Origin of the sequence: Streptomyces sp. NPDC048411 (genome assembly GCF_040704695.1) — a bacterium.
GTDB lineage: Bacteria > Actinomycetota > Actinomycetes > Streptomycetales > Streptomycetaceae > Streptomyces.
Genome location: NZ_JBEZKL010000008.1, coordinates 55,400 through 80,000 on the forward strand (window position 1 = coordinate 55,400; position 24,601 = coordinate 80,000).

Genomic DNA, 24,601 nt, shown 5'->3' on the forward strand with positions numbered 1-24,601 from the left:
TGGTGTGGGTGAGTGGTTTCCACGGGGGCGACGGCGGTCATCCGGGTGCGGGGCGGACGGGGCCGGGGGCGTGGGGGGTTGGTGTGGGTGAGTGGTTTCCACGGGGGCGACGGCGGTCATCCGGGTACGGGGTGGACGGGGCCGGGGGCGTGGGGGTTGGTGTGGGTGAGTGGTTTCCACGGGGGCGACGGCGGGGAGTGAGCGGCTCCCGGTGCCTCTCTTGTCCGTGACCGGCCCGGCCGGCCGGGCGCGTGGGGCCCGGGTTACCGGGACCCCCGACCGGCCGGACCGGAGTCGGGAGAAACGTAACAGCGCTGCAATGTTTTGCGTAAGATCTTGCAGAAAGAAAACTGCAGCATTTCGCCGATGTGAGCGGGCGGTGTCCAAGGGGTTGACCGGAACCTGACGGACTCGTACGGTCTCCCCCGCGGCAAGGTTTGCATTCTTGCAGCAAGAACCTTCAGGAGCCTTGAGGGCAGGGCGCGTTGCCATGTGAGGCTGCACCGTCACCCGCATTTCCCCCACAGCAGGAGGAAAGACATGGCACGCAGACACCTGTCTGCAGCGCTCGCCCTGATAGCAGGCGTCGCCGCTCTCGTGACCCCCACCACGACCGCCCAGGCCTCCACGCCGGGCGACAAGGACGTCACCGCAGTCCTTTTCGAGTGGAAGTTCGACTCCGTCGCGAAGGCGTGCACGGACTCCCTCGGTCCCGCCGGCTACGGCTACGTACAGGTCTCGCCGCCGCAGGAACACATCCAGGGCAGCCAGTGGTGGACCTCGTACCAGCCCGTCAGCTACAAGATCGCAGGACGGCTCGGCGACCGCACCGCCTTCGCCCGGATGATCAGCACCTGCCACAGCGCGGGCGTCAAGGTCGTCGCCGACTCCGTCATCAACCACATGGCGGCAGGATCCGGCACCGGCACCGGCGGCTCCTCGTACACGAAGTACAACTACCCCGGCCTGTACTCCTCGTACGACATGGACGACTGCACCGCGCAGATCAGCAACTACCAGAACCGTGCCAACGTTCAGAACTGCGAACTCGTCGGGCTCGCCGACCTCGACACCGGTGAGGACTACGTCCGCGGCAAGATCGCCGGATACCTCAACGACCTGCTTTCCCTCGGAGTCGACGGCTTCCGCATCGACGCCGCCAAGCACATCCCCGCGGCCGACCTCGCCAACATCAAGTCGCGGCTGAGCAACCCCGGCGTCTACTGGAAGCAGGAGGCGATCTACGGCGCGGGCGAGGCCGTCCAGCCCGACGAGTACACCGGCACGGGGGACGTCCAGGAGTTCCGCTACGCCCGCAGCCTCAAGCAGGTCTTCAACAACGAGAACCTCGCCAATCTGAAGAACTTCGGCGAGGGCTGGGGCTTCATGGCGTCCTCGAAGACCGCGGTCTTCGTCGACAACCACGACACCGAGCGCGGCGGCGACACGCTGAACTACAAGGACGGTGCCAACTACACCCTCGCCAACGTCTTCATGCTGGCCTGGCCGTACGGTTCGCCCGACGTCCACTCCGGCTACGAGTGGTCCGACAAGGACGCGGGGCCACCCAACGGTGGCACGGTCAACGCCTGCTACAGCGACGGCTGGAAGTGCCAGCACGCCTGGCCGCAGATCTCCTCCATGGTCGGTTTCCGCAACACCGCACGCGGTGGGGCCGTCACCAACTGGTGGGACAACGGCCGAGACCAGATCGCGTTCGGCCGCGGCGCCAAGGCGTACGTCGCCATCAACCACGAGAGCTCGTCGCTGACCCGTACCTTCCAGACGTCGCTGCCCGCCGGTGACTACTGCGACATCCAGTCCGGCAACGGCGTGAGCGTCGACGGTTCCGGCCGGTTCACCGCGACACTCGGCGCCAACACAGCCCTCGCGCTCCAGGTGAACGCCCGTACCTGCGCGGGCGGCGGCACGACGGACCCGGACACCAGCACCTCCGGAGCCTCCTTCGGCGTCAACGCCACCACCCAGCTCGGCCAGAACATCTACGTCGTCGGCAACCAGTCCGCGCTCGGCAACTGGAACACCGACAGCGCGCTCAAGCTGGACCCGGCGACGTACCCGGTCTGGAAGCTCGATGTGGGCATGCCCGCCGGGACGTCGTTCGAGTACAAGTACATCCGCAAGGACGCGAGCGGCGCCGTCACCTGGGAGAGCGGCGCCAACCGCACGGCGACGGTGCCGTCGACCGGCAAGGTGTCGCTGACGAGCGACGTCTGGCGAAGCTGAGGTCCTCCCCGGACCGGGGCGGCCGACCACGTCGTCCCGGTCCGGGGGCTGAACCGGGGTCGGTGCCGCATCGGGGTGTCTCCTCGGGTGCCGCAGATTCCCCGACACCGTGCGCGAACCCCCCTCTTGCTGCGTCACCCTGCGGGGACCGCCCCGATACGTCCCCTCCCGGCGCACCGGCCGACAGGACATCGTCGTCCGGCACGGAGGCCTACGGGCGCCCCGGGGCGGGGGTGCACCAGGGCGATCCCCGCAGGACGACGCAGTAAGTGCACGGTTCCCCCGCGGTGTCGGGGAGTCTGCGGCGTCCGAGGAGACGCCCTGGTGGACCCCCGCCCCCCGGCCCGCCCAACAAGTCCGTCCACGCCTGGTAACCCGTAGACCCAAGGAGACTCCACCCGTGTCCCGTACCTCCCTCCGACGGGGAGCCGTAGCCGCACTGTGCGCCGCGCTCCTCCCCGTCGTCCCGGCGGCAGCCACCTCCGCCGCGCCGAGACCCCCGGGCCCGCCGTCCGACGCCCGGCTCGCCGCCGAGCCGGCCCGGCACGACCTGACCCGCGAGCAGTTCTACTTCGTCATGCCCGACCGGTTCGCCAATGGAGACACCGCCAACGACCGCGGCGGACTTACCGGTTCGCGCCTGGAGACCGGTTACGACCCCACGGACAAGGGGTTCTACCAGGGCGGTGACCTCAAGGGCCTGACCAGCCGGCTCGACTACATCAAGGATCTCGGCACCACCGCCATCTGGCTCGCCCCGATCTTCAAGAACCGCCCGGTCCAGGGCACCGGCAAGGATGCCTCGGCCGGCTACCACGGCTACTGGATCACCGACTTCACCCAGGTCGACCCGCACTTCGGCACCAACGCCGACCTGTCGAAGCTGATCGACAGGGCCCACGCCAAGGGCATGAAGGTCTTCTTCGACGTCATCACCAACCACACCGCGGACACCATCGACTACGCCGAGAAGAAGTACGGCTACAAGCCGAAGGGTGCCTACCCGTACCTCGACAGGGACGGCCGCCCCTTCGACGACAGCAAGGGCCTGGCGAAGGTCGACGCCGACTCCTTCCCGTACACCCCGAGGAGCACCGGCACGAAGGTCCCGTCGTGGCTCAACGACCCGACGATGTACCACAACCGCGGCGACTCGACGTACGCCGGCGAGTCCACCACGTACGGCGACTTCTCCGGGCTCGACGACTTGTGGACCGAGCGGCCCGAGGTCGTCTCCGGCATGGAGAAGATCTACGAGAAGTGGGTCCGTGACTTCGATATCGACGGCTTCCGGATCGACACGGTCAAACACGTCGACCTGGACTTCTGGACCCAGTGGGCGACCGCCCTCGACGCCTACGCGGACCGGCGCGGACGTCACGACTTCTTCATGTTCGGCGAGGTCTACTCCGCCGACACCGCCATTACCTCCCCCTACGTCACCCGGGGCCGGCTCGACGCGACGCTCGACTTCCCGTTCCAGGAAGCGGCCCGGCAGTACGCCTCGCAGGGCGCTCCGGCCTCGAAGCTCGCCGCTGTCTTCGGCGACGACTACCGGTACACCACCGACAAGGCCAATGCCTATGAGCAGGTGACCTTCCTCGGTAACCACGACATGGGCCGCATCGGCGCGTTCCTGAAGCAGGACAACCCGAAGGCCGACGACGCCGAGCTGGTCGACCGGGCCCGCCTCGCCAACGAGCTGATGTTTCTCAGCCGCGGCAACCCCGTCATCTACTACGGCGACGAGCAGGGCTTCACCGGCGCGGGCGGCGACAAGGACGCCCGCCAGACCATGTTCGCCTCGAAGACCGCCGACTACCTCGACGACGACGAACTGGGCACCGACCGTACGCACGCCTCCGACGCGTACGACACCGGCCACCCGCTGTACCGGAACATTGCCGCACTCTCCGAGCTGACCAAGGAGAACCCGGCCCTGCGTGACGGCGTCCAGACCGAGCGGTACGCGGAAGGCTCCGTCTACGCGTTCTCCCGTACGGACCCCAAGCTCACCAACGAGTACGTCGTCGCCACCAACAACGGCGCCGAGGCGAAGACCGTCGAGCTGGCCACCGAGTCGGCCGCCATGAACTTCCGTACGCTGTACGGCGGTTTCGGTACCGTCCGCAGCGGCTCCGACAAGAAGATCACCGTCACCGTGCCCGCCCTCTCCAGCGTCGTGCTGCGCGCCGAGAAGCCCCTGGGTGCCCCGGCCGCCAAGCCCTCGATCACGCTGAAGGCGCCCGCCGCCGGAGCCACCGGCACTGTCGAGATCTCCGCGGACACCGACGGAGGATCGCTGAACCGGGTCGTCTTCGCCGCCCAGGCCGGCAATGGCGCGTGGGTCACTCTCGGCTCCGCCGACCATGCCCCGTACAAGATCACCCAGCACCTGGACGACACCGTGGCGGCGGGAACGCCGCTGCGCTACAAGGCCGTTGTGGTCGACCGGGCCGGACGCACTGCGAGCGCCCTCGCCTCGACGACCGCGGGCCAGGCCCCGGCGGCCGAGAAGCCCGTCGCCGTCGAGCGCGACTACGCCGTCGTCCACTACAAGCGCGCGGACGGCGACTACGACGGCTGGACGATCGAGTCCGGCGACAAGTCCGCCGAGTTCACCGGGCGCGACGCCTACGGCGCCTTTGCCTGGATCAAGCTGGACGAGGGCACCCCCTCCGTCCCGTACACGGTCGAGAAGGACGGCACGGCCGACGGCCCGCAGCGCACCGTCGAGCTCGCGAAGACCGGGCAGGTCTGGATCGAGCAGGGCAAGGACGGCCAGTCGGACACGGCCCCCGAGGGCGCCTACCCGGCGCAGGACAGGACGAAGGCCGTCCTGCACTACCACCGCGCCGACGGCGACTACGACGGCTGGGGACTGCACACCTGGACCGGCGCGAAGGACCCCACCGACTGGGCGAAGCCGCTCCAGCCGGTGAAGAAGGACGCCTACGGCGTCACCTTCGAGGTTCCGCTCACCGACGGGGCCACCTCGCTCAGCTACATCCTCCACAAGGGCGACGAGAAGGACCTCCCCAGCGACCAGTCCCTCGACCTCGCCACGTACGACCACGAGGTGTGGATGGTCGCCGGACGGCCCGGCTACCTGCTGCCGCAGACCGGCGGTACGCCCACCACCGACCTCACCAAGGCCGAGGCGCAATGGATCGACTCCGACACCGTGGTCTGGAAGGTGAAGGCCACCGACGCCACCAGTCAGCAGCTCGTCTACGCGAAGGACGGCGGGATCTCCGTCGTCGACGGCGCCCTCACCGACGAGGGGCAGTGGCTGCGGCTCAGCCCGTCCGCGCTGACCGACGCGCAGAAGTCGACGTACCCACACCTCAAGGACTATTCGGCCTTCACCGTCGACCCGCGTGACCGGGACCGGGTCCGCGAGGCGCTGCGCGGCCAGCTGATCGCCACCCAGCGTGCAGCCAACGGCGCCCTGCTCGCCGCCACCGGCGTACAGAGCGCAGGTGTGCTCGACGACCTGTACGGGAAGAACGCGAGCACCGCCGCGCTCGGCCCGGTCTTCGACCATGGTCGGCCCACGCTCTCCGTCTGGGCGCCCACCGCGCAGACCGTCGCCCTGGAACTCGACGGCACGAGCGTCCCGATGCGGCGCGACGACCGCACCGGCGTCTGGTCGGTCACCGGCACCGCGAAGTGGACCGGCAAGCCGTACCGCTTCGCGGTGAAGGTGTGGGCGCCCACCGTCCAGAAGATCGTCACCAACAAGGTCACCGACCCGTACTCCACCGCCCTGACCACCGACTCCGCCCGCAGCCTCGTCGTCGACCTCGACGCCCCGGGCCTCGCACCGAAGGGCTGGACCGGGCTGAGGAAGCCCGCCGCCGTCCCGCTGCGCGACGCCCAGATCCAGGAGCTGCAGATCCGCGACTTCTCGATCGCGGACCCCACGTCCCGGCACCCCGGCGAATACCTCGCCTTCACCGACACCCGCTCCGACGGGATGAAGCACCTCAAGGAGCTCGCCGACTCCGGCACGAGCTACGTCCATCTGCTGCCCGCCTTCGATATCGGCACCATCCCCGAGAAGAAGTCGGACCAGCAGAAGCCCGCCTGCGACCTGTCCGTGTACGCCCCCGACTCCGAGGAGCAGCAGGCCTGCGTGGCGAAGGCCGCCGCGAACGACGGGTTCAACTGGGGGTACGACCCGCTGCACTACACCGTCCCCGAGGGCTCGTACGCCTCCGACCCGAACGGCACCAAGCGCACCGTCGAGTTCCGTCAGATGGTCCAGGGGCTGAACGGCGCCGGACTGCGGACCGTCATGGACGTCGTCTACAACCACACCGTCGCCTCCGGCCAGGACGACAAGTCCGTCCTCGACCGGATCGTGCCCGGCTACTACCAGCGGCTCATGGACGACGGCACCGTCGCCACGTCCACCTGCTGCGCCAACACCGCGCCCGAGAACACCATGATGGGCAAGCTCGTCGTCGACTCGATCGTCACATGGGCCAAGGAGTACAAGGTCGACGGCTTCCGCTTCGACCTGATGGGCCACCACCCGAAGGCCAACATCCTCGCCGTCCGCAAGGCGCTCGACGCGCTGACCGTGGCCAAGGACGGCGTCGACGGGAAGAAGATCATCCTGTACGGGGAGGGCTGGAACTTCGGTGAGATCGCCGACGACGCCCGCTTCGTCCAGGCCACCCAGAAGAACATGGCCGGCACCGGCATCGCCACCTTCTCCGACCGGGCCAGGGACGCCGCCCGAGGCGGCAGCCCGTTCGACGAGGACCCCGGTGTTCAGGGCTTCGCCAGCGGCCTCTACACCGACCCCAACACCTCGACCGCCAACGGCACCCCGGCCGAACAGAAGGCCCGGCTGCTCCACTACCAGGATCTGATCAAGGTCGGCCTGACCGGCAACCTCGCCGACTACACCTTCACCGACTCCTCGGGCCGTACGGTCAAGGGCTCCGGCGTCGACTACAACGGGGCCCCCGCCGGATACGCCGCGGTTCCCGGCGACGCCCTCGCCTACGCCGACGCCCACGACAACGAGACGCTGTACGACGCCCTCGCTTTCAAGCTCCCGGCGGGCACCTCGGCCACCGACCGGGCCAGGATGCAGGTCCTGGCGATGGCGACCGCCACACTCTCGCAGGGCCCGTCGCTCTCCCAGGCGGGCACGGACCTGCTGCGCTCCAAGTCGCTGGACCGCAACTCGTACGACAGCGGCGACTGGTTCAACGCACTGCACTGGGACTGCCGGGACGGCAACGGGTTCGGCCGCGGACTGCCGCTCGCGGCCGACAACAAGGCCAAGTGGTCCTATGCCAGGCCTCTACTGACCGCCACCTCGCTCAGCCCCGGCTGCGCACAGATCGACGGCGCGTCCGCCGCGTACCAGGACCTGCTCACCATCCGCACGACCGAGGAGGAGTTCGACCTCTCCACCACCGAGCAGGTGCAGTCCGCTCTGTCGTTCCCGCTCTCCGGGAAGGACGAGACGCCCGGGGTCATCACCATGCGCCTCGGGAAGCTGGTGATCGTCCTCAACGCGACCCCCGGCACCGAGCACCAGCAGATCGCCGATCTGGCCGGGAAGGACTACGCCCTGCACCCCGTCCAGGCTGCAGGGGCGGACTCCACTGTCAAGAAGGCCTCGTACGAGAGGAGTTCGGGAAGCTTCACCGTCCCGGGACGCACGGTGGCCGTGTTCTCCCTGCGGTGACCCGTACCGGACTACGTTGGGTGACCCGTACCGGACTACGTTGAGGGCAGCCGCCGGGGAGTGAGCCGCATCGCACACTCCCGGGCGCTTCCCTCCCACCACCTCATCAAGGACCGGGCCCGCGCCGCGGACCCGGCTTCACGTCACGGTGACGGTGCAGGGTGACTACCCGGCGGCCCGGCACCTGGGGCGTGTTTCGAAAGTCCCGCCTGCCTGGCGACGCCTGGCACGCACGCTCGCCGCGTTGTCGGGCTCGCCCCGATACGCCCAGTGTCGGGGCGACCCTCCGCCTTGCGATCGCACGCACCAGACGCCGCCAGGCCCGCCCTACGGGCGGACGGCGCTCCTTTCGAAACACGCCCTAGGCGAGCAGTGCGCCAGGGCACGGTCCACGCCTCGGCCGAGACCCGCGACCTGGACCCGTCCTACCGCAAGCGCCGACTGCACCGGCCTCTTACGGCAACCGCAGCGAGGGCACAGCCGGCACGGCGGGCGAGAAGGCGGAGAGTCGCGCCAGCAGATCTCCGAACGGCCCGTCGACCGGCTCCTCGGCGAGGACCCGCAGCACGATGCCGGCCGTCTCCGCGTCGTACGCCGCGCTGACCGCGGCCAGCGCCGCGAAGTCGTGCACCAGCTGCATCTCCAGTTCCGCGCGCGGAATCCGCCGCCCGTCCAGCCAGATCAACGCCGTCGACTCGGCCAGCGACACCCACGACCGTACGACCAACTCCAGCCGCGCCGGGGGCTTCTCCACCCCCAGGTGGGCGAGGATCTGCTCGTACGCCGCCTGCCGCACCCCGTCGATCATCGCGTTCGCCGTCGACGACCCGGCTGCGGGTCCGCCCCGCATGAGCGCGGAGAACCCGGGCCCGTGCTCGTCCACGAAGTCGAAGAACCGCCCCATGACCCGCAACAGCCGTGCCCCCAGGGGCCCTTCACGCGGCTCAACGAACCGTCCCGCCAGCTCGTCGGCCGCCCGCCGCAGCGCCGCCTCGTACAGGCTCTGTTTCCCCGGAAAGTAGTGGTAGACGAGCGGCCGGGAGATCCCGGCCGCGGCTGCGATCTCATCGATGGAGACCTCGTCGGGGGCGCGGCGGCTGAACAACTCCAGCGCGACGCCTATCAGCTGCTGTTTGCGCTCATGGACGCCCATCCTGCGCCGCACCCCGGTCGTCATACCAACAGCCTAACCGGGCCGGGACGAACGGGCCGCTAAAGGTCCAGTACCAGCCGTTTCCCCCGGCACCGCGACACACAGATCAGCTTGGAGTCGTGGCGCTCCGCATTCGTCAGGAGTTCGTCGCGTTGGTCGATCTCGCCCGCGCGTACGGCGGCCGTACAGCAGCCGCCGGCCGGCGCCGGAAGCCGCGACCGCCCGCAGCATCGGAAGGATCGGGGTGATGCCGATGCCACCCGCGACGAATACGTACGCGGGGGCTTCGGCGACGAGCGGGAAGCGGTTGCGAGGGCCGCAAATCTCGAGCACATGGAAAAGCAGCAGAACCGAGAGCGTGGCCCAGCGATTGCCGTCAGTTCGCTCCCAGCCGCGCCCAGCCGGCTGTGCGGCCGAGCCGGGGCGCACGTGTCGGGCCCGTGGCGTTCCTCCTCGACGGAGGGCGCCACGGGCCCAGTTCATAATGCGGTTCGGACCGGATCAGCGGGAACGGTACTCCCAGCACCGGTCCTGGTCGTGGCCCCAGCGCCCGTGGTCGCGGCAGTCGTGGCCCCAGCGCCAGCCGTCCCGGCGGTCGTGGCCCCAGCGCCGGTCGTCCCGGCGGTCGTGGCCCCAGCGCCAGCCGTCCCGGCGGTCGTGGCCCCAGCGCCAGCCGTCCCGGCGGTCGTGGCCCCAGCGCCCGTTGTCCCGGCGGTCGCTGTCCCCGTGCCGACCGTCATTGGCCTGCAGGGAGTGGACACCGCCGGCGGCGCCGGGAGCGGCGGCCTGAGCTGCGCCGGCGCCGCCCAGCACGACGACGGCGGCCACACAGGCTGCGGCAGCGAAGCGGGAAACATGCATAGAAATCTCCTGTCGCAGCAGGCGCCGAAGCGCCTGCTCGGATTGGACACCGCAACCGTCGCCCCCGACGACCGTCGACGGCCGCGCCACGCGCTCCAAGACACCCGATCTGCTGCAATGCCGCCGATCGTGGAACCGACTCCTGTAGGCAATCCGCGGACCTCCATCCGTTCCCCCGTCCCCTCCCGTGACCGTCGCCATCAGCCCCTCGGCGCCCGTCTCACCTGCAGGTTCCCCACCGCGGTATCGGGGGCACGCACGTTCGGCAGCGACTGCGCGCCCTGATCCCGCGGGCACGCCGGAGGGTCCGCCGCTGGGCACCATGAACCGGCCGAGCGGAGGATCACGGCGCGCACCACGGGACATGGCACGGCGGCAGTCAGCGCAGAGCGCCCACCCGCCTGCCGTCCGCCAGTAGCCCGTTCAGCCGCGCCCGGTCGCCCGCTCGTGCCCGCACCGCGAGCAGATGCCCCTGCGCCCGGCCCTCCACCCCGCCCGATGTGGTCAGCGAGGCGAACTCCGGGCTGCCCGCAGCAAGTACGTACCACCGGCCGCCGTGCGACTTCCACAGCACGCCCGCCAGTACCCGCGGATCCCGCTCCCCGCAGGCCGGCGAGTCCTCCGCACGCGCCGCCACCGCCCCGGGCGGCACCGCACCACCGGTGGCGGACTGCGCCGACGGGCCCTGGAACTGGGCGAAGACCCTGCTTCCCGAGCCGCGCCAGGTCTCCGCCCGGGTGCACACCCACTGCGCGAAGCCGTTACCCTCGGGCAGCCACTGCCGCGCGTACGGCCAGGAGTTCACCGAGCGCACTCCGCGCGATCGCACCGCGGTCAGCAGACAGGCGGTCCGTGCCCAGCTCTCCCGATCCGCCCGCCCGGACACATCGTGCGGCGTCGACGGCGACCCGGAGGTCAGCCGGGCCGGGGCGAGTTCACCGAGGTCAGTCAGCAGACGTGTCGCCGTGGCGTCATGCGTTTCGACGGCGGACCAGGACCGGCAGTCCCCGGCCGTCTGCGGGCTCGCCAGCACATCGGTCACGCCGTTCCGGTCGCGGTGCAGCGGCCGGGCGGCCCGGCTGGGCGCGAGCAGATCCCGTACGGACACCTGCCGCACCCAGGGAGCCGTGAGATAGCGGACCGTGCCGCCGCCACGGCTCACGATCAGCGCGTCGGCGGAGGACGCGTCCGCACCGTCGACGCGGGCGAAGTCGAGCGCCGCGCCCTGTGCCGGATCGGCGTCGCGTGCCTCCGCGTACCGCACGATGCGCAGCCCGTCGTAGAACAGCACCACCGCGGCCGCGCCCACCTCGCCCGCGTACAGCAGCTGCGGGGGCCCCATCGGCGGCCCGACCGGCGTCCCGGGCGTCGTGGACGACCGGACGGCGGGGCCTGGACGCGCCCAGACGGCGAGTGCGCGCCGCAGCAGCCGGGTGTCGTCGGTGCGGTCGCCGCGGGTGGGCCAGGCGGTGAAGTCGGTCCGGGACGAGCGCTGCCAGTACGCCGGGGGCACCCTGAGCAACGCGGCAGGTTCCAGGGCCTGTTCGGCTGCGGGGTTACGGGTGTACAGCGGCGCGGACGCCAGGTCCCGGCCCCAGCCGTTGCCCGGAAGCCCCAGCAGCGCCCCGCACACCAGGAGTGCGGCGACCGCCGCGAGCGCCGCCTTCGCGCGCCGGCGGCGGCGCAGCAGATCAGGTGGGCGGGCCTGCAGGGAACAGGGGTCGAACTCCGCGGAGTCCAGGAGCGCGTACGGCGCCGCCACCGCGTCCGCCTCTGTCAGAGCCGCGTGCGGGTCTGCCACTCCTGCGGCGGCGAGCACCTGCCGTACCTCCCCGTCCGCGAGGCCCTCCAGGCCGCGCAGGACGTGCGCCGCGCGCGCCGGCCCGGAGAGCGCGGACAGAGCCTGGTCCAGGGCGAGTTCGTCCGCACCTCCGGAGTGCGGGAACAGGCGAAGACCCCACACCAGAGGGAGGAGCGGCGGCAGCTGGGACCGGCGCGGCCAGGCCAGGCGGCGCAGCGGGCGGCCCGCCTCCAGGGCGGTGTTCACCACCTGCTGCCGGACGTGCGCATAGCCCGGGTCGACCGCCGTCCCGCCGGCGGGACGGCGGGGTAGAGGGACTCCGCCGTCGGCAGCGAACGCCGTCCGGCGCCCCAGCGGCAGGGACCGCTGAGCGAGGGAGTGCGCCGTCAGAACACGGCGGCTGCGGCCGAGGGAGGGCGGCAGGACGAGGTAGCCGAGCCGGACCAGCCGCGGATAGTGCTCGGCGAGCGCCGCCTCGGCCTGCTCCACATCGACCGGGGCGGTGGCGGACGGTACTTCTGGCAGTGGGCGCACATTCAGCTGAACGAGCGAATCGTGCGATGGTCACCCCGGCCCGCGAACGGTTCCCTCGGATCCGGCCGTTCCGCCGCGCGACGGAGTACGGAGGGGCACGATGGCCGGATGGTGACGCAGCTGGAGATGCGACGAGGACGTCGTTCCAGCTTCAGTGAAAGGGGGAATTCATGCGCGGAACAGGTCACATGGGGGCGGGGGCGAACGCGGCGAGCTGGGGGTCGACGGGTGCGTCGGTCATCCGGTTGGCGAGCGTCGACATCGTGTATGCGCCGATGCCCAGGACCACTTCCAGGGCGTTTTGGTGGGTGTAGCCGTGTGCGAGGAAGGCCTGCAGCGTGTCGTCGTCGACCGCGCCCGCCGTGGCGATGACGGCCAGGGTGAACTGCCGCACCGATTCCAGTCGTTCGTCCGGAAGCGGCAGTGGCTTCTCCTCGCGCAGCGCGGCGATGAGGTCGGCGTCCGCGCCGAGAGCGGTGAGCTTCGCGGTGTGCATCGCCACGCAGATGTGGCAACTGTTGCGGGTGGCGATCGTCATGATCAGGACCTCGCGGGAGAGTGGGTCCAGGGTGGTCGACTCGAAGATCGCGCTGATCTTCAGAAAGCCGTCGAGCAACTGCGGCGACGTGGCCAGTCGGCCGACGGCGGCGGGCAGGTATCCCTGCTTGTCCGCTACAGCCTTCATGGCGCGACGGGCGGCGGTGGGGGCGGATTCGAGGGTGTGGTCGGGGAACGCGGATGCGGGCATGGCGTGACCTCTCGCGGTAAACTCGACAACGTGATTGACGAAAACGTAAACCAAGTTGTCCAGTTTCGCAATGGCTGAGCCGACGGGGCGAGTCGGGGAGGCGGCGACCGCCGGGGACGGTGCGGGCTTCGAGTTGCCCCTGCTCCTGTTCGCCGGGTTCCGGACGATCATCGATGAGCTGCACCGGGAGCTGGCCGAGAGCGGTCACCCCGACGTGCGGCCCGCGTACGGCTTCGCGCTCCAGGCCATCGGCCGTGACGGCGCGACCGCGAGTGAGATCGGCCGACGGCTCGGCGTCTCCAAGCAGGCCGCCGGGAAGACCGTCGACAGGCTCGAGGGTCTCGGTTACGTCGAACGCGTCGACGATCCGCAGGACGGGCGCCGCAAGCTGGTCCGGGTCACCCCGCGCGGTGTCGACGTACTGGTCCGGTCCGCCGAGGGGTTCGACCGGCTGCACGCCGAGTGGTCCCGGGCGCTCGGGGCCGAGCGGCTGCGCGCCCTGGAATCCGACCTGCGCGCGATGGCGCCCGCCGGTGCGTTCCGGCTTGACGCGGCGGCATGGTTCAACGGCTGAGATGCAGCCAGGTCAACAGGTCCTGGAGTCCCGGGCCGCACCCCCACCCGGGGGCGACACGCCGCACCTGAGTTCGACCGGATGATCCGTCGACCGCGGGGTCACCCCCGGTCCAGGTAGGCCAGGACGGCCAGAACGCGGCGGTTGTCGTCGTCGGACGGCGGCAGGCCGAGCTTCCCGAAGATGTTCGAGGTGTGCTTGGCCACCGCCCGCTCCGTGATCACCATCTGTGAGGCGATCGCCGCGTTCGAACGGCCCTGCGCCATCAGCGCCATGACCTCCAGCTCGCGCGGGGTCAGGCCGCCCATCGGCTTGTCCTGCGCGCGCCGGGACAGCAGCTGTGAGATCACCTGCGGGTCCATCGCGGTGCCGCCGGCCGCGACCCTGCGCACCGCGTCGACGAACTGGTCCGCGTCGAAGACCCGGTCCTTGAGCAGGTACCCGATGCCCCCGTTGCCGTCCGCCAGCAGCTCACGGGCGTACAACTGCTCCACATGCTGGGAGAGGACGAGCACCGGCAGCCCCGGCCGGGCCTTGCGGGCCGCAAGGGCGCACTGCAGTCCCTCGTCCGTGTGGGACGGTGGAAGCCGGACGTCGACAACGGCGACATCCGGATCCAACTCGGCGAGCGCACGGGTCAGTTCGGGACCGGTCTCGACGGCTGCCGCGATCTCGAAGTCGTACGCCTCCAGCATCCGGACCAGACCGTCGCGCAGCAGGAAGAGATCTTCGGCTAGGACAACTCGCAAGGGATCTCCATGGTCACCATGGTGGGACCGCCCGCTGGACTGCTGACGGCCATGATGCCGTCGAATGTACCGAGTCGGCGTTCGATTCCGCTCAGACCCGAGCCCGATCCGGCCGCCGCGCCGCCCCTGCCGTTGTCCGTGACGGAGACCCGCAGCATGGCGTCCGCGTGGCGGATGTCCACCCAGACGCGGTCGGCTCCCGAGTGCTTGGCGGCGTTCGTCAGCGTCTCGCTCACCGCGAAGTACGCGGCCGACTCGATTGCGGCGTCCGCCCGGCCGCGCAGCTCCACCTGGACGTCCGACTCGAAGGGCAGCCGCAGCGCCAACGCCCTGACCGCGTCCCCGAGTCCGCGCTCGGCGAGGACCGGCGGGTGGATGCCCCGGACCAGATCGCGCAGCTCCGTGAGGGCTTCGGCCGATGACTCGCGGGCCATGGCGAGGAGCTTCTTCGCCTGCGCCGGATCCTTCTCGATGAGCGCCTCCACGGTGCCCAGGTTCATGCCCATGGCGACCAGCCGGGCCTGCGCGCCGTCGTGCAGGTCGCGCTCGATGCGCCGCAGTTCGGAGGCCGCGGTGTCCACGGCTTCGTGCCGGGTCTCGGTCAGGCGGTCGATGCGCCGGGTCAGCTCCTGTTCATGGGTGGGGGCCAGCACTGAGCGGGCGATCACGAAGTGCAGCCGCAGCAGCCGTTCACTGACCAGCACGCCGGTCGCGAAGAGCACCACGCCGAGCGCGGCGGCGGCAAGCCCTGTCGCCTGGCTGTCGACCGGAACGAACGCGTACCAGTAACGGTCGTCGGTGAAGACCCGCCACAGGCCCGCCGCCAGGACGACCCCCTCCACCGGGTAGAGCAGCAGCGCGCCGGCCACGATCGACACCACATAGCCGGCCGTCATGTCGACCAGCAGCCACTGGATGTCCCGCCAGGTCGCCGGGTCCTTCAACAGCAGCGTGGTCCGCTCCACCTGACCGGTGAATCCGGTACGCAGATCCTTCGGGAAGGGACGGTACGGGACCGGAATGCGGACGTCGGACCAGCTGACCGCGAGCAGCCGGCGCCGGTTGGCGTGCTTGCGGACCAACTCCAGTACGTAGGGGGTGGTGACCAGGCCGATGCCCAGCGGAATGAAGACGATGGAGAGCACCGTCCATACGAAGAGCGTGATCGACGCCAGGCCGGCGATCGACACCACGACTCCCCGCCCGGCGGCCAGCAGCGCGCCCCGTACCCGGGCCCGTATCGCGTTCATCTCGGTCCATCTCCCCTCGCCGGGCCCCGTATCGGGCTCGTCCGTAGACAGTCTCACCCGGCGGGCTCCCAGGGTGTCAGCCGTTTCGCCACCCTGGCGGGGTGTACCCAGCACCACCCTGCCGACTTCGCCCTACGGCTCCGCGAGAGGGGGTTTCGGCGGCTGGGGCGGGCGGCGCCCCGTTCCTAGATTCATCAACGACGCATTCGCCGTCGACTTCCTCGCACTTTTTCCACTTCCATTTGATTCCGTCTGACTTCTGGGGGCGAACACGCCATGAGGCGCAACCTCGCGGCACGCATCGGTGTGTGGAGCGCACAGCACCGAAAGACCGCCATTCTCGGCTGGCTGCTCTTCGTCGTGCTCGCCACGGGCATCGGCGGCGCATCCGGTCTGGTGGAGATGTCCGACTCGGAGAACGCCGTGGGTGATTCGGCGCGGGCCGAGCAGATCCTCGACGATGCCGGGCTGGGGCAGCCCGCCGGCGAGCTGGTCATGGTGTCCGCCGGGAAGGCGGGTGACTGGCAGGGCGCCGCCCGCGAGGTCTCCGCCGCCATGGGGAAGACCGGCGAGGTGGCGAACCTCGCGGCGCCGATCCCTTCCAAGGACGGCAAGGACGCGCTGATCACCTTTGACATGAAGGGGGACGCGGCGACGGCGCCGGACAGGGTGCAGCCCGTGCTCGACGCCGTGTCCGCCGTCCGCGCGGACCACCCCGACGTCACCATTTACCAGTTCGGCGAGGCCAGTGCCGGGAAGTGGCTCGGCGATCTGCTCTCCGAGGACTTCAAGAAGGCCGAGTTCACCGCCGTGCCCCTGGCCCTGGGCATTCTGCTGGTCGCCTTCGGCGCCGTCGTCGCGGCGCTGCTCCCGGTCGGCCTGGCACTGACCGCGTGCATGGCGGCCTTCGGGCTGCTGTCGCTCGCCAGCCACCAGCTGCACCTGTTCCAGACCACGTACTCCGTGATGTTCCTGATGGGCTTCGCCGTCGGCGTCGACTACTGCCTCTTCTACCTGCGGCGCGAGCGCGACGAGCGGGCGGCGGGACACGACGCCGAGACGGCGCTGCGGATCGCGGCGGCGACCAGCGGCCGGGCCGTGCTCGTCTCCGGGCTCACGGTCATGGTCGCGATGGCCGGCATGTTCCTGTCCGGACTGATGCTGTTCAAGGGCTTCGCCCTCGCCACGATCATTGTGGTCTTCATCGCGATGCTGGGCTCCGTGACGGTGCTGCCCGCGCTGCTGTCCTGGCTGGGTGACCGGATCGACGCGGGACGTGTGCCGTTCCTCAACCGGCGGGGGAGCCGACGCGCCCGCACCAGTGGCGGGACCGCCGGCACGGTGCTGAAGCCCGTCCTGTCCAGGCCGAGGATCTTCGCGGTCGCCTCGGTCGTCGTCCTGCTCGCCCTGGCCGCGCCCGCTCTCGGCATGAAGACCGAACAGCTGGGCCTGGAGAAGCAGTTCGGCTCCGACTCGCAGCTGTCGGTCGCCTACCGGCAGATCGACGAGAGCTTCCCCGGTGGCCCAGCTCCGGCTCGGGTGGTGGTCAAGGCCGACGACATCGAGGCGCCCGCACTGCGCAAGGCGTTCGACGGCTTCGACGAGGTGACCGTCCACAAGGCGCAGAACGTCGCGGAGATCGAGGTACCGCTTCCCGGCGGCGAGGCCGGACTCTCCGAACTGCGTGAGAAGCGGCTGCCCGCCGCGTTCGACGGGACCGGGGCCCAGGTGTACGTGACCGGGGAGCTCGCCGGGTCCGTCGACTTCAACGACCAGCTGAAGCGCGGCATCGTCCCCGTCTTCGCCTTCATCACGGCGGTGACCTTCCTGCTGATGCTGTTCTGCTTCCGCTCGTACGTCATCGCCGTGACGTCGATCCTGCTCAACCTGCTCTCCGTGGCCGCCGCGTACGGAGTGATGGTCGCCGTCTTCCAGCACGGCTGGGGGGCCTCGCTGATCGGCTCGGAGGGGGTAGGCGCGATCGAGGCGTGGATTCCGCTGTTCGTCCTGGTCGTCCTGTTCGGACTCTCCATGGACTACCACGTGTTCGTGGTCTCCCGGATCCGTGAGGCCCGCGACCGCGGTCTGCACACCCGGGCCGCGATCGAGGAGGGCATCCGGCGAACGGCGGGTGCGGTGACCGGCGCGGCCGTGATCATGGTCGCGGTGTTCGCGGTCTTCGGGACGCTGTCGATGCAGGACATGCAGCAGATGGGCGTCGGCCTCGCTGTCGCGGTGCTGCTGGACGCCACGCTCGTACGGATGGTCCTGTTGCCTTCCGTGATGGCACTGCTGGGGGAGCGGAACTGGCGGACGCCGCGCGGGCTGAACCGACTGCCGGTGCTGGAGCACGGCGAGCCGGGGACGGGCGCGGGACGGGGGTCGGCCGAGACCCCGGCGGGGTCGGGACTGAGTGCCTGACCCGGCACACGGAGCGGCCCCGGTCCGGTGGGTACCGGACCGGGGCCGCTCTCCTGCGCCTTCAGCGCCGTCAGGGGGCGTACTTGTAGCCGACGCGCCGCACCGTCTGGATCGACCGCCGGTGCTCGGCGCCCAGCTTGCGGCGCAGCCGGGCGATATGGACGTCGACGGTGCGCCCGTCGCCCACGTGCCCGTAGCCCCAGACGGTCGTCACCAACTGGTCGCGGGTGTGCACCCGGTGGGGGTGCGCCACCAGATGGGCGAGCAGCTCGAACTCGAGGAAGGTGAGGTCGAGCGCGCTCCCGTCCACCGTCGCGGTGCGCTGCACACCGTCGATGCGCACGGGCCCCGCCCCCGGGGTCACCAGCGGCTCCGGCACGATGCGCTGCGCCGCGGCGGCCGCGACGGCGGGCTGCTGGTCGGCCGGTACGAGGACCAGGTAGCCGATCATCGGTGGACGGCCCAGCAGCGCCGGAACGGTGTGCTGGGGTGCCGGAAGCCAGGTCGCGCCCGGCGGCAGGAAGTCGGCCACATCGGCCGGCTGTACGACGTCGTCGGGGGCGACGGAGCGCAGCCTGTGACGGTGGGGAGGAACGGATCGGGCGGAGCGGGCGGCCGCAGTGGTCGCCGTGGACGCTGTGGTGGCAGCGGCGGAGAAGGTACGAGTGTTCGCCATGAGGGTCAGCTCTTTCGCGCGAAGGAGTCGTCGAGGGACGGACTTGCGTCGTGCGCGCGGACCGAAGGCCGGGGTGAGCGGCTTTAGAGGGCCTGCGCGTTCCACGCGCGGCAACACACCCGGTCGAAGTCATGATGCTGGCGAGAGGGCCAGAACGGCTCAAGGTCGCTGCGACCTGATGAGGTGTACGGGAAGCCGACCATGCCCCCCATTAGACCAGACAACGCGGTGGCGCAGCAGGACTCTCTCACCCGTCGGTACGGGCCCTATGTGTCGAGGATGGGCCAACCCTGGCACACGCCACTGACAGCGGACCGGGCACGCCGAAGGGGCGCCCCCAGTTTCTCTGGCGGGCGCCCCCTCGTACGGAGCCGGTGGCGGATCAGACCTGGTCGGCCTTCTCCAGCGCCGTGCAGCAGGTGTCGACGATCAGCCGCGTGACGACGTACGGGTCGACGTTGGCGTTCGGGCGACGGTCCTCGATGTAGCCCTTCTGGTCCCGCTCGACCTGCCACGGGATACGGACCGAGGCGCCGCGGTTGGAGACGCCGTAGCTGTACTCGTTCCACGGGGCGGTCTCGTGCAGGCCGGTGAGGCGGTCGTCGATGCCCGCGCCGTAGTTCTTGACGTGGTCCATCGGCTTCGAGCCCTCGCCCATCGACTCGCACGCGGTGATGATCGCGTCGTAACCCTCGCGCATCGCCTTGGTGGAGAAGTTGGTGTGCGCACCCGCGCCGTTCCAGTCGCCCTTGACCGGCTTCGGGTCCAGGGTCGCGGAGACGTCGAAGTCCTCGGCGGTGCGGTAGAGGAGCCAGCGCGCGATCCACAGCTGGTCGGAGACCTCCAGCGGGGCGAGCGGGCCTACCTGGAACTCCCACTGGCCCGGCATGACCTCGGCGTTGATGCCGGAGATGCCCAGTCCCGCCTGAAGGCAGTTGTCGAGGTGCTTCTCGACGATCTCGCGGCCGAAGATCTCGTCGGAGCCGACACCGCAGTAGTAGCCGCCCTGCGCGGCCGGGAAGCCGCCCACGGGGAAGCCGAGCGGGCGGTGGCCGTCGAAGAAGGTGTACTCCTGCTCGATGCCGAAGATCGGCTCCTGGCCGGCGAACTGCTCGGCGACCGGGCGCAGGGCGGCGCGGGTGTTGGACTCGTGCGGCGTCATGTCGATGTTGAAGACCTCGCACAGGACGAGGACGTCGTTGCCGCCGCGGATGGGGTCCGGGCAGGAGAAGACCGGCTTGAGCACAAGGTCGGAGGCGTGCCCCTGGGCCTGGTTGGTGCTGGATCCGTCGAAGCCCCAGATGGGCAGCTCCGCGACGTCTCCCGAGGGCTCGCCTGCCATGATCTTCGTCTTGGAACGAAGCTTGGCGGTCGGCTCGGTGCCGTCGATCCAGATGTACTCAGCCTTGAACGTCACGGAAGCCATCCTTCGGGGGTGGTGCGGTGCTGCGGTCTGCGGTCCGGTCTCTGCAGCGCAGCTTCGCAAGACGGGGTTTCCCGTCCGTTGCCCGAATGTGAACCCCGTGTTACCGAGGATTTCTGCGTTGTACGTGGGCCTTGAGGAGCCGCTCGAAGCCGGCGGCCCGGATCCGGCGCACCAGCTCCTCCTCGGTGCTGCCCAGCGCCGCGGCCGCCCGCGCGAGCCGCCAGTCGGCGTCGGACGCCGGTACCTGGGGCAAGTCCCGGAAGTCGCAGCCGGAGTCCCACGGCCGGCTCCGCCAACGTAACCGCGGACCGTCGTACGCCGCCACCCGATAAGGCGGACCGGGCAGACTGCCTCCCATGACGACACCGCCCGCCGCTCCTCTGCGTATCGGCCTTCTCGGTACGGGCCCTTGGGCCCGGAACACCCAGGCACCCGCCCTCGCCACCCATCCCGGCGTCGCGTTCAGCGGCGTGTGGGGGCGCCGCCCCGAGGCGGCGGACGCGCTCGCGACCACCCATGGCACCACGGCGTACTCCGGTGACGCGGGCGTCGACGAACTTCTCGCCGTGAGCGACGCCGTCGCGTTCGCCCTGCCGCCTGACGTCCAGGCCCCGCTGGCCGCCCGCGCCGCGGCCGCCGGGTGTCACCTGCTGATGGACAAGCCGATCGCGACGACCGTGGCCGGGGCCCGGGAGGTCGCCGAGGCGGCAGACCGGGCGCGGGTCGCATCCGTCGTGTTCTGCACGCTGCGGTTCGCGAAGGATACGTCCGACTGGATCGCCGAACAGGCCGGCCGGCACGGCTGGTTCACCGCCCGCGCCCAGTGGATCGGCGCGCTGTACGCCCCCGGTGCGGACAGCGAGTACGCGGCGTCTCCATGGCGCCGTGACAAGGGCGGTCTGTGGGACGTCGGTCCGCATGCGCTGTCGGTGCTGCTCCCGGTGCTTGGCGATGCGACGGAACTGACCGCGGCCCGAGGTCCCGCCGACACCACTCACCTGGTCCTCCGCCACACCTCCGGCGCCTCCAGCACGGTGACGCTCGCACTGGCGGCGCCGCAGGGAGCGGTGGGTACGGAGATCGAGCTCCGGGGGGAGCCGGGCGTTGCGACGCTGCCCAGGTGGGGGGATGCGGTGGGGTCGTTCCGGGCGGCGGTCGATGCGCTGTTCGAAGCGGTACGTACGGGGATTCCGCACCCCTGCGACGTAAGGTTCGGGCTGCGGCTGACCGAGCTGCTGGCCGAGGCGGAGGTCAAGGCGGGGCCGGTGCCCGCACGGTCCTGAACGGCGGGGAGAGCCCGTCCGGCACCGTGCGGGCACCGACCGGGCCGCTACGCCACTGTCTCCGGCCTCCTCCGCGTTGCAGGCGACGCCTTTGACGATGGCTCATGGAGCCTGATCACGAAAGAGTCCCCGCGATCGCCCTGCCGGTCAGGGAATGGCGGTGACCGCCTGGTGCGCGGCGGACAGGAAGCGCCGCACGGCAGCCGTCTCACTCTCGTCGAAGTCGCGCAGCACTGTCACCGTGCTTTCGATCAGCGGCCCGAAGAAGGCCCACCCCAGCTCCACCGCCCGCGGGTCCACCGCCAGTAGCACCCGCCGCCGGTCGCGCGGGTCGCGGGTGCGGGTGAGGTGGCCGAGCCGTTCCAGCCGGTCGATGACGGCGGTGGTGCCCGCGGAGTTGAGCCCGAGCTGCGCACCGAGCCACCCGGCCGTCGCGCCAGTGCCTTCTCGCTCGGCGTCGAGCAGGCAGATCAGGGCGCGTACGTCGGTGGGGTGCATGCCGTTGCGGCTCGCGAACTCGGCCTGACGCAGCCCGAATTCGACAGTCACCTTGCGCAGGAGATGAACGATCTCCAGCTCGGAACCATGCTCGCCCATCAGTCCTCTTTCCTCTATTGTCTCGCTGAGCGAGACAATATCCAAGGGCACCCACCTTCGGGAGGTACTCCATGGCAACCACGTCATCCGGATCATCCGCAACGGCCGTCACCGAGTCGTTCCTCGCGGCATACGACGAGGTTCTGGCGGCCAAGTGGCCCACCGGAACGACCCACTCCGACGTCCCCACCCCGTACGGCACCACCCGTATCAACAGTTACGGCCCCGAGGGTGCCCCGCCCCTGATGCTCCTGGCGGGTGGCGGCTCCACCTCCACTGTCTGGTTCGCCCAGGCCGCCCACCTGGGTCGCACCCACCGCGTCCACGCCGTCGACCTCATCGGCGATCCGGGCCGCAGCGTGGCGGGGGAGCGCCCGGTCCGTACGGTGCCGGACCTGACGGCCTGGCTGGACGCCGTGCTGGACGCCCTGAACATCGCATCGGCAGCACTCTGCGGCCATTCCTACGGCGCCTGGATCGCGCTCCACTACACCCTGCACGCACCCGACCGCGTCCGGAAGCTGATCCTCGTGGACCCGACCCAGTGCTTCGCCGGCTACCGCCCCGGCTATCTGCTGCGCGCACTGCCGATGCTGCTCCGCCCCAGTGCGAAACGCACGCGCATCTTCATGAACTGGGAGACGGCCGGCGCCACGCTCGACCCGGCATGGCGGCACCTGCGCGACGAGGCCGCAGGCTTCCCGACCGCCCGGCCGGTCATGGGCCGTCGCCCCACGCCCGAGGCCCTGAGCATGCTCTACGTACCGACCCTGATCCTCACGGCTGAGAACAGCCGGGTCCACAAAGCCGCACGGGTCACCGCCACCGCGACCCGGCTGCTCCCGCACGCACGGACGGCGACGATCCCGGGCGCCACGCACCACACGCTGCCGCTGCACGCCCCGGACGCCGCCGAACTCAACCCCAGGATCGAGGACTTCCTGCTGACCGAGTGATTCCGGCCGTGCTCAACGCCCCAAAGCGTCCCGCACGGCTTCCTCCGTACGCGCCACGACAGCCGTCCCGTCCTCCGCCGTGATGATCGGCCGCTGGATCAGCTTCGGATGTTCGGCGAGTACGGTGATCCACCGCTCCCGCGAGCCGGCCTCGCGCGGCCACTCCTTGAGCCCGAGCTCCTTCGCGTCCGCTTCCTGCGTCCGCGTGATGTCCCACGGCTCCAGCCCCAGCCGGTCGAGCACAGCCCGGATCTCGTCCGGCGACGGCACATCCTCCAGATAGCGGCGGACGGTGTATTCGGCGCCCTCGGCGTCGAGCAACTGCACTGCGCTGCGGCACTTGGAACATGCCGGATTGATCCAGATCTCCATGGGGTCAACGGTACGCGACGGACACCGCGAAAGCCCCGCTGGCCAGGGGTGATTGTCAGTGGTGGGCCGTAAAATGGAGGTAGTTCGTGAGGGTTTCACGACCGTGCCAGGAGGATGCCCATGGCCGTTGCCGCAGTCACGACCAAGCCGCTCCACAAGCCCCTGCAGAAGAAGCCGCTCCCCGCGGGCCGGCCCCGCGAGTGGTACGTCTCCCACAACCGCCGCCTGAAGGCCATGCGCCTGGCGATCGCCCTGCTCGACACGGGCGTCTACTACCCGTCGAGCGCTGACAACGACACGATACGCACGACTGCCGAGCGCATCGGCATCCACCCGCCGTCCGACACCACCTGCCGCATGGTCCGCGCACTGATCCGTTACGGCCGCTGACGGACCGCAAGCCTGTGCCCCCGGACGCCGGGGGCACAGGCACATGCGCGCACAGGGCAGCCGCGCCCGGACGTACGGCCTCCGCTCCGGCCCGGCCCTTCACCCGTCCGGCATACCGGGCATGCGATGCGGCCTGCGGCCCCTTTGACTGGGGCGACGGGCGAGTGCTGGGAGGAACGATGACGAGGAAAGCCGCACGAGGCCTGTGGGCCGTGCTGCTGACGACGGCCGTGATGTCGACCGCCGGTGCCTGTTCGCACGGCGGCGGCACCTCCACCACGCCGTCCGGGGCGGCCTCCGCCGCAGCGTCGGTGGCATCCAGGGGTTCCGACGTGGTGGCCTCGGCGACTGCTGCCGCGGGCGAGAAACTCAGAGGCTTCAAGAACGGCGTGAACGCCAAGGGCGACGTCAAGCTGGGCGCGGTGAGCACCGACCACGACGGCCGCGCCACCTCGAAGATCACCGTGACGAACGGCACCGACTCACCGAAGTCCTACGCCGTGCAGGTCACCTTCCGTGACGGAAACGGCAACCTGCTCGACACGGTGGTGGTGACGATCGACGACGTCGGGCCGAAGTCCTCCAAGGACGCCATCGCCCGCAGCAACCGCAAGCTGTCGGGTGAAGTCAAGGTCGATGTGGGGAGGGCTCTGCGGCACTGACCGCACCACAACTGTCCTCACGTTCGGTAGTGGTTGTTCCGCCGCTCCCCGAAGCGGGCCGGTGAAGCACATGGCACGGCGGAGCCTGCACCCGGTGGGACCGCCAGGAAAGCGCCGTCAGCTTGTTCTCGGTGCCGGTGCCGGGTTTCGGGATCTCGAGAATGATCCGCCGGCCTGAGCGGTCGTCG

20 protein-coding genes and 1 pseudogene (1 of these 21 only partly in view) are annotated in these 24,601 nt (G+C 70.3%); 8 read left to right on the forward strand and 13 right to left on the reverse strand.

Annotated elements, in window-relative coordinates; genetic code table 11:
- Positions 1-540 precede the first annotated feature (540 nt).
- Both AB0915_RS05175 and pulA read left to right on the forward strand, forming a co-directional pair.
- Positions 541-2,247: a carbohydrate-binding module family 20 domain-containing protein gene (locus AB0915_RS05175; protein WP_366689790.1), complete on the forward strand. Its 1,707-nt coding sequence runs from the start codon at positions 541-543 to the stop codon at positions 2,245-2,247.
- Positions 2,248-2,647: 400 nt separating this feature from the next.
- The gene (pulA, locus tag AB0915_RS05180) at positions 2,648-7,960 is read left to right on the forward strand and encodes a pullulanase-type alpha-1,6-glucosidase (protein WP_366689791.1); all 5,313 of its coding nucleotides are present in this window, start codon (positions 2,648-2,650) and stop codon (positions 7,958-7,960) included.
- 454 nt (positions 7,961-8,414) lie between these two features.
- On the opposite strand, the gene AB0915_RS05185 is transcribed toward pulA, so the two are convergent.
- The 5 genes and pseudogenes from AB0915_RS05185 to AB0915_RS05205 all read right to left on the reverse strand — a co-directional run bounded on the left by AB0915_RS05185 (position 8,415) and on the right by AB0915_RS05205 (position 13,057).
- Positions 8,415-9,137 carry a TetR/AcrR family transcriptional regulator gene (locus AB0915_RS05185; protein WP_366689792.1) on the reverse strand — a complete coding sequence of 241 codons (723 nt, stop codon included), beginning with the start codon at positions 9,135-9,137 and terminating at the stop codon, positions 8,415-8,417.
- Positions 9,138-9,281: 144 nt separating this feature from the next.
- A pseudogene (locus AB0915_RS05190) lies at positions 9,282-9,443 on the reverse strand (oxidoreductase); the annotation flags it as partial.
- A 171-nt stretch (positions 9,444-9,614) separates the two neighbouring features.
- Positions 9,615-9,974 carry a hypothetical protein gene (locus AB0915_RS05195; RefSeq protein WP_366689793.1) on the reverse strand — a complete coding sequence of 120 codons (360 nt, stop codon included), beginning with the start codon at positions 9,972-9,974 and terminating at the stop codon, positions 9,615-9,617.
- A gap of 379 nt (positions 9,975-10,353) precedes the next feature.
- A complete protein-coding gene (locus tag AB0915_RS05200) occupies positions 10,354-12,309 on the reverse strand; it encodes a hypothetical protein (protein WP_366689794.1) in 1,956 nt (651 codons plus the stop codon).
- A 184-nt stretch (positions 12,310-12,493) separates the two neighbouring features.
- Complete coding sequence (locus tag AB0915_RS05205) at positions 12,494-13,057, reverse strand: carboxymuconolactone decarboxylase family protein (protein ID WP_366689795.1); 564 nt, start codon at positions 13,055-13,057, stop codon at positions 12,494-12,496.
- 70 nt (positions 13,058-13,127) lie between these two features.
- Here AB0915_RS05205 and AB0915_RS05210 point away from each other — a divergent pair, with 70 nt between their 5' ends.
- Positions 13,128-13,631 (forward strand): MarR family transcriptional regulator, encoded by a 504-nt coding sequence (locus AB0915_RS05210; protein ID WP_366689796.1) that lies wholly within the window; start codon positions 13,128-13,130, stop codon positions 13,629-13,631.
- A gap of 101 nt (positions 13,632-13,732) precedes the next feature.
- On the opposite strand, the gene AB0915_RS05215 is transcribed toward AB0915_RS05210, so the two are convergent.
- The gene (locus tag AB0915_RS05215) at positions 13,733-14,380 is read right to left on the reverse strand and encodes a response regulator transcription factor (RefSeq protein WP_366689797.1); all 648 of its coding nucleotides are present in this window, start codon (positions 14,378-14,380) and stop codon (positions 13,733-13,735) included.
- The gene (locus tag AB0915_RS05220; RefSeq protein WP_366689798.1) at positions 14,365-15,630 is read right to left on the reverse strand and encodes a sensor domain-containing protein; all 1,266 of its coding nucleotides are present in this window, start codon (positions 15,628-15,630) and stop codon (positions 14,365-14,367) included. Before AB0915_RS05220 ends, AB0915_RS05215 begins: the two co-directional genes overlap by 16 nt.
- Before the next feature lie 276 nt (positions 15,631-15,906).
- Between AB0915_RS05220 and AB0915_RS05225 the strand changes: the two genes are divergently transcribed.
- Entirely contained in the window at positions 15,907-18,051 is a 2,145-nt protein-coding gene (locus tag AB0915_RS05225) for an MMPL family transporter (protein WP_366689799.1), read from the forward strand.
- A 70-nt stretch (positions 18,052-18,121) separates the two neighbouring features.
- Here AB0915_RS05225 and AB0915_RS05230 read toward each other — a convergent pair whose 3' ends face one another.
- The 3 genes from AB0915_RS05230 to AB0915_RS05240 all read right to left on the reverse strand — a co-directional run bounded on the left by AB0915_RS05230 (position 18,122) and on the right by AB0915_RS05240 (position 20,406).
- Positions 18,122-18,727, reverse strand: coding sequence for a winged helix-turn-helix domain-containing protein (locus AB0915_RS05230; protein ID WP_366689800.1), 606 nt, complete (start codon positions 18,725-18,727; stop codon positions 18,122-18,124).
- Positions 18,728-19,109: 382 nt separating this feature from the next.
- A complete protein-coding gene (gene glnII, locus AB0915_RS05235) occupies positions 19,110-20,144 on the reverse strand; it encodes a glutamine synthetase (RefSeq protein WP_366689801.1) in 1,035 nt (344 codons plus the stop codon).
- A 109-nt stretch (positions 20,145-20,253) separates the two neighbouring features.
- Positions 20,254-20,406: a hypothetical protein gene (locus tag AB0915_RS05240; RefSeq protein WP_366689833.1), complete on the reverse strand. Its 153-nt coding sequence runs from the start codon at positions 20,404-20,406 to the stop codon at positions 20,254-20,256.
- Between the two features lie 103 nt (positions 20,407-20,509).
- Here AB0915_RS05240 and AB0915_RS05245 point away from each other — a divergent pair, with 103 nt between their 5' ends.
- Complete coding sequence (locus tag AB0915_RS05245) at positions 20,510-21,436, forward strand: Gfo/Idh/MocA family oxidoreductase (RefSeq protein WP_366689802.1); 927 nt, start codon at positions 20,510-20,512, stop codon at positions 21,434-21,436.
- Between the two features lie 147 nt (positions 21,437-21,583).
- Here the strand turns inward: AB0915_RS05245 and AB0915_RS05250 are convergent, their stop codons facing one another.
- Positions 21,584-22,033: a MarR family transcriptional regulator gene (locus AB0915_RS05250; RefSeq protein ID WP_366689803.1), complete on the reverse strand. Its 450-nt coding sequence runs from the start codon at positions 22,031-22,033 to the stop codon at positions 21,584-21,586.
- A gap of 71 nt (positions 22,034-22,104) precedes the next feature.
- Between AB0915_RS05250 and AB0915_RS05255 the strand changes: the two genes are divergently transcribed.
- Positions 22,105-22,989, forward strand: a complete 885-nt coding sequence (locus AB0915_RS05255) for an alpha/beta hydrolase (protein WP_366689804.1) — start codon at positions 22,105-22,107, stop codon at positions 22,987-22,989.
- 12 nt (positions 22,990-23,001) lie between these two features.
- On the opposite strand, the gene AB0915_RS05260 is transcribed toward AB0915_RS05255, so the two are convergent.
- Positions 23,002-23,361, reverse strand: a complete 360-nt coding sequence (locus tag AB0915_RS05260; RefSeq protein WP_366689805.1) for an arsenate reductase family protein — start codon at positions 23,359-23,361, stop codon at positions 23,002-23,004.
- 120 nt (positions 23,362-23,481) lie between these two features.
- On the opposite strand from AB0915_RS05260, the gene AB0915_RS05265 reads away from it, so the two are divergent.
- Both AB0915_RS05265 and AB0915_RS05270 read left to right on the forward strand, forming a co-directional pair.
- Positions 23,482-23,751, forward strand: coding sequence for a hypothetical protein (locus AB0915_RS05265; RefSeq protein WP_358858468.1), 270 nt, complete (start codon positions 23,482-23,484; stop codon positions 23,749-23,751).
- A gap of 179 nt (positions 23,752-23,930) precedes the next feature.
- Complete coding sequence (locus AB0915_RS05270; protein ID WP_366689806.1) at positions 23,931-24,413, forward strand: hypothetical protein; 483 nt, start codon at positions 23,931-23,933, stop codon at positions 24,411-24,413.
- Here AB0915_RS05270 and AB0915_RS05275 read toward each other — a convergent pair.
- Positions 24,379-24,601, reverse strand: the end of a protein-coding gene (locus AB0915_RS05275) for a helix-turn-helix transcriptional regulator (protein WP_366689807.1). 737 nt of this gene lie beyond the right edge of the window; 223 of the gene's 960 nt are visible here — the last part of the coding sequence; its start codon lies beyond the right edge, outside the window — the gene reads right to left on this strand; its stop codon occupies positions 24,379-24,381. The two genes, AB0915_RS05270 and AB0915_RS05275, sit on opposite strands and share 35 nt — an antisense overlap.